The 4143-nt window shown below is 63.5% G+C and carries 3 protein-coding genes, 1 tRNA gene and 4 pseudogenes; 4 read left to right on the forward strand and 4 right to left on the reverse strand.

Going from position 1 to position 4143, the window contains the following annotated elements:
- Positions 1 to 203: 203 nt before the first annotated feature.
- Positions 204 to 512, forward strand: a pseudogene (locus tag ACK5L9_RS16285) (ArdC-like ssDNA-binding domain-containing protein); the annotation flags it as partial.
- 103 nt (positions 513 to 615) lie between these two features.
- Positions 616 to 996: pseudogene (locus ACK5L9_RS16290) on the forward strand (DUF2958 domain-containing protein).
- A gap of 15 nt (positions 997 to 1011) precedes the next feature.
- On the opposite strand, the gene ACK5L9_RS16295 reads toward ACK5L9_RS16290, so the two are convergent.
- Positions 1012 to 1416: a nuclear transport factor 2 family protein gene (locus ACK5L9_RS16295; protein WP_416912514.1), complete on the reverse strand. Its 405-nt coding sequence runs from the start codon at positions 1414 to 1416 to the stop codon at positions 1012 to 1014.
- Positions 1417 to 1520: 104 nt separating this feature from the next.
- On the opposite strand from ACK5L9_RS16295, the gene ACK5L9_RS16300 reads away from it, so the two are divergent.
- The gene (locus ACK5L9_RS16300) at positions 1521 to 2324 is read left to right on the forward strand and encodes a LysR family transcriptional regulator (RefSeq protein WP_416912515.1); all 804 of its coding nucleotides are present in this window, start codon (positions 1521 to 1523) and stop codon (positions 2322 to 2324) included.
- 95 nt (positions 2325 to 2419) lie between these two features.
- Positions 2420 to 2983, forward strand: a pseudogene (locus ACK5L9_RS16305) (ParB/RepB/Spo0J family partition protein); the annotation flags it as partial.
- 10 nt (positions 2984 to 2993) lie between these two features.
- Here the strand turns inward: ACK5L9_RS16305 and ACK5L9_RS16310 are convergent.
- The 3 genes and pseudogenes from ACK5L9_RS16310 to ACK5L9_RS16320 all read right to left on the reverse strand — a co-directional run.
- Positions 2994 to 3191 (reverse strand): annotated as a pseudogene (locus tag ACK5L9_RS16310) (transposase domain-containing protein); the annotation flags it as partial.
- An 87-nt stretch (positions 3192 to 3278) separates the two neighbouring features.
- The gene (gene tnpA / locus ACK5L9_RS16315) at positions 3279 to 3674 is read right to left on the reverse strand and encodes an IS66-like element accessory protein TnpA (protein ID WP_416912516.1); all 396 of its coding nucleotides are present in this window, start codon (positions 3672 to 3674) and stop codon (positions 3279 to 3281) included.
- A 296-nt stretch (positions 3675 to 3970) separates the two neighbouring features.
- Positions 3971 to 4054 (reverse strand) — tRNA-Leu (locus ACK5L9_RS16320).
- Between the last annotated feature and the right edge of the window lie 89 nt (positions 4055 to 4143).

The raw sequence follows: 4143 nt of genomic DNA on the forward strand, positions 1-4143 counted from the left end.
ACCAAGGGTGAAGCTTAGACCCCATGATTGAGGCGTGAACCTGACTGGGCCGGTGGTCTCTCCCGCGGCATTTTCCGTTCAAGTTTGCGCCCGGTTGGCTGGTGGATTTGTCTCTTCATGGAGCTAGAGATAGGCCGGGTGTTCCGTGACGGGTTGAGGGTCTGGGGGAGTGGCCTCCGGCGCCCGTCGCGGAGGATATCCCGATGGCCAGACAGACCCGCGCCGCGCGCGGCGGCACGCGCAGCAATCTATACGACGACATCACCCAAAAGATCATCGCCGAGCTGGAGGCGGGGCGGCTGCCCTGGGTTCAGCCCTGGGGAACGGCGGCGGCCAAGGCGCCGCTGGCGATGCCGAGGAATGCCGCGACCGCGCGGCAATATTCCGGCATCAACGTGCTGATCCTCTGGGGCGCGGTGGTGCAACATGGCTATCCGACGCAAGCCTGGCTGACCTTTCGCCAGGCGCTGGCGCTTGGCGGCAATGTCCGCAAGGGCGAGCGCGGCACAACCGCGCCATCGTCCGCGCCGCGTCGCAGGCCAGCAAGGCGGCGGATTGGCTGCTGGGGCATTTGCCCGAGGCGGATAGCGCGGCTACGGATGCGAGGGCTGCGGCATGATCCTCCTGACCTCTGCGCAACGCGACCGCCTTCTCGCCAATGGCCGGGAACCTGACGCCGATCACGCCCCGGTGGTGAAATTCTTCAACCCCTTCGGCGCGGGCGTCTGGCTCGCCACCGAGTTGGATGCTGAGGGCGATGTCATGTTCGGATTGGCCGATCTCGGCTATCCCGAGCTTGGCTACTGGTCATTCGCCGAGCTTCGTTCGCTCCGGCTGCCCTTCGGCATGGGGATCGAACGCGACTAGCACTTCGCCAGCGACCTGCCGATTTCCATCTGGGCGGAAGCTGCGCGGGAGGCCGGCAGCATTCGGGGCGCTGAGCGGTTGCTTGCCGCCCGCTCCGCGCCGGAAATGCGGAACGTCGCGTCTCCATGAATGTTCAGGTGGGGATCACGCCGGTTGCATGGCCTCAGCCAGCGCCGCCGTATCCTCGTAGAAATGATACAGCACCAGCTTGCCGCTCGATACCTGCGTGACCAGCGCCCAATCGCTTGGAAAAGGGCGACCCGTAGCCCTGACCTTATGGCGAAACTGACCGTAAAGGCAGGCTTGGGTGTCGGTGCCAAACTTGTCCGTGATGTTGAATTCGCCCGGCTCTATCACCTCGCCAAAGGCTGTGAAGAATGCACGCGCACCGTTCGGGCCGATATGCGTGCCAAAGATGGGATTGTCGGATGACGGCTCGGGGCGGCTGCCGATCAGGTGCGCGTCGGGGGCGACCATGGCAAGGGCCTGATCCATCTCGCCTGCAAAGACGTGGCCAAGGAATTTTTCGGTCAGGGTGACGGCATTCATTTTCTTCTCCTGTCGAGATTATGGATTTCGGCGCCTCTTATCTGATGTTATAAATTGATCGGTAATATGGAGATATCTCACATTGTTCGTGAAAAAATGCCCAGATGAACTGGGATGACCTGCAACCATTTCTGGCCCTGATCCGTGAGGGCAGCCTGTCCGGGGCCGCCCGGCATTTGCGGGTCGAGCATGCCACGGTGGCCCGGCGCATGGACCGGCTGGAACTGGCGCTTGGCCTGCGCCTGTTTGATCGTCTGCCGCGTGGCTGGCGGCCAACACCCGAGGCGCTGGCGCTGGTCGAGCGCGCCGAAGCGGCGGAGGCGGCTTTGTTCGATCTTCGCCGGCTGGCGGGCGGCGGGGCCGAAGGGGTGGTTCGCCTGTCCGCCCCACCGCTTTTGGCGGCAGAGCTTCTTGCGCCGCGTCTGGGGCCGTTTCTGGCGGCATATCCCGGCATTCAGCTTGAGATCGACGCGGATGCGCAGCGTGCTGATCTGGGGCGCGGCGAGGTGGATCTGGCGCTGCGCATCGGTCCGGTTGAAGGCCAGACCCTGCGCCTGCGGCGGCTTGGCCAGATCCTCTATCGCCCCTATGGGCTGGACCCGAAGGCAGGTGTCATCCGGCCTCGCGACGCCCGGACCGAGACCGAGCGCTGGATGCATGACTGGTCGGGCAGCCGCCCTGTGGTGCTGGATACGGCGGACACATCGGTGATGCGGGCCGCTGTCGCGGCGGGTTATGGAATTGCGCTGCTGCCGGATTTTTACGCCGGGGATTTGCCGCCAGTTGGTGAGGCGTTTCTGTCGCGGCCCCTGCACCTGACCCTTCACGAAGACAAAGCTCGCGCGCCACGTGTCCGGCTGGTTGCCGATATGCTCGTCGATTTTCTGGGGGCATGGTTCCATGAATGACTCCCGCAGTTTTCAGAGTAAGGGGCGGATTGGGGTTTTCGTGACGGGTTTGGAGGTCGGGAGAGGGTCCCGGCCGCCCGTCGCGGAGCAATCCCATGGCCAATGCCATTCAGAAGATCACCCTCGCGTCCGCGCGCGACATCCCTTTCAACAAGCTGGTGCTGAGCCAGGCCAATGTCCGGCGCATCAAGGCCGGGATCTCGGTCGAGGAACTGGCCGAGTCCATCGCCCGGCGTGGGCTGATCCAATCGCTGCATGTGCGGGCGGAACTCGACGCCGAGGGTCAGGAGACCGGGCTGTTCGAAGTGCCTGCCGGCGGTCGGCGTTTCCGGGCGCTGGAACTGCTGGTCAAGCAAAAACGCCTGAATAAGACAGCACCGGTGCCCTGTGTCGTCTCGGAAGTCAACGATGTGCTGATCGACGAGGTCTCGCTGGCCGAGAATATCGAACGCGCACCGTTGCATCCGCTCGATCAGTTCCGCGCCTTTCAGACCCTGCGCGACCAGGGCATGGGCGAGGAAGAGATCGCCGCCGCCTTCTTCGTTGACGCAAAGGTCGTGAAGCAACGCCTGCGTCTGGCGGCGGTCGCGCCCGCGCTGCTGGAGGTCTATGCCGGGGATGGCATGACGCTGGAGCAGCTCATGGGTTTCACCGTAAGCGGTACGCCGATCACACCGTCGGGGCTTCGTTCCAGGGCAAGAGTTCTTCGATCCGGGACTGCTTGTGTCCGTTGACGATAGCCCGGAGGGTGCCGGTCAGCCAGGCGTGGGGCTCGATGGCGTTGATTTTGCAGGTTTCGATCAGGCTGGCCAGTATCGCCCAGTTCTGAGCCCCGGCTTCATGACCTGCGAAGAGGGCGTTCATTCTTCACCAGCTCAGCCAACCCGTCATGGCCTTTCCGGAAGTCGACTGGTTTCGTCGCCACCACGATCCGAACCCGGTTCGACGGGAAGATCATTCGGCCAATGCCCGGACAATCTCCGCGATCCGCACCGCCGGGGTCTCCCCGCCAAGACGGATCACTACCTCGCCGCAGACGATCTCAAGCGTTGCACCCCCGGACCCCACCGCACGGTCGGTTAACCCTTCGATCACCATCGGCGCGAACATGGGCCCAGAACCGGCCTCCACGTCCGGCAAAGCGGGCAAAACCAGCTTCCCCTCACGCGCCCGCCGCCGCCATTCCGACAGATGATTGGGCCGCATGTCATACCGCCGCGCAACCTCGTTCACCGTCGCCCCCGGCTCCAGCGTCTCGGCCACGATCCGCGCCTTCACCTCATCCGGCCACCGCCTCTGACCGCGAGGCCCGACAATCACCTCACTGAGAAACTCCGCTGAGTGCTCCATGGAGAAAATCCCTGCAAATCTACACAACGCAGGGACTCGCAGATCACGCGCTCACAAGGAAGGTGGGGTCAGAGAACCGCTTACGCTTAAACGAGCACTTGGGTGCCAAGGAGGCCCAGCCATCCTTTCCAGTCTAGATGCGGGCGAGATCAGTGGACCAGCGTTCGTTCAGCGCAGCGGCCACTGACAGCACGGCCTGAATGCGAGGCCGCATGCCCACGGTACGTTTGTAAACCTGCCAGCCCCTGATCTTGAAGATCCGCTGCGGGATGTCCTTGCAAAAGCCGAGGAAATATTGGTGCGGGTGGTCGGACTCGAACCGACACTCCTTGCGGAAAGGGTGTTTGAGACCCTCGCGTCTACCATTCCGCCACACCCGCACGTGCCTGTTCTCTACCCAAAGCCCGGGCCGCGTCTAGTGCCAAGCGACACGAAGATCATGGCATCACATTGCGGCAATTCTGCGCCC

It is taken from the genome of Paracoccus sp. (in: a-proteobacteria) (assembly GCF_047973135.1).
In the GTDB taxonomy this organism is placed as follows: domain Bacteria; phylum Pseudomonadota; class Alphaproteobacteria; order Rhodobacterales; family Rhodobacteraceae; genus Paracoccus.

Coding starts and splice junctions, on each gene's coding strand:
- ACK5L9_RS16295 (WP_416912514.1), bottom strand. CDS start 1,416: ATGAATGCCGTCACCCTGACCGAAAAATTCCTTGGCCACGTCTTTGCA.
- ACK5L9_RS16300 (WP_416912515.1), top strand. CDS start 1,521: ATGAACTGGGATGACCTGCAACCATTTCTGGCCCTGATCCGTGAGGGC.
- tnpA (WP_416912516.1), bottom strand. CDS start 3,674: ATGGAGCACTCAGCGGAGTTTCTCAGTGAGGTGATTGTCGGGCCTCGC.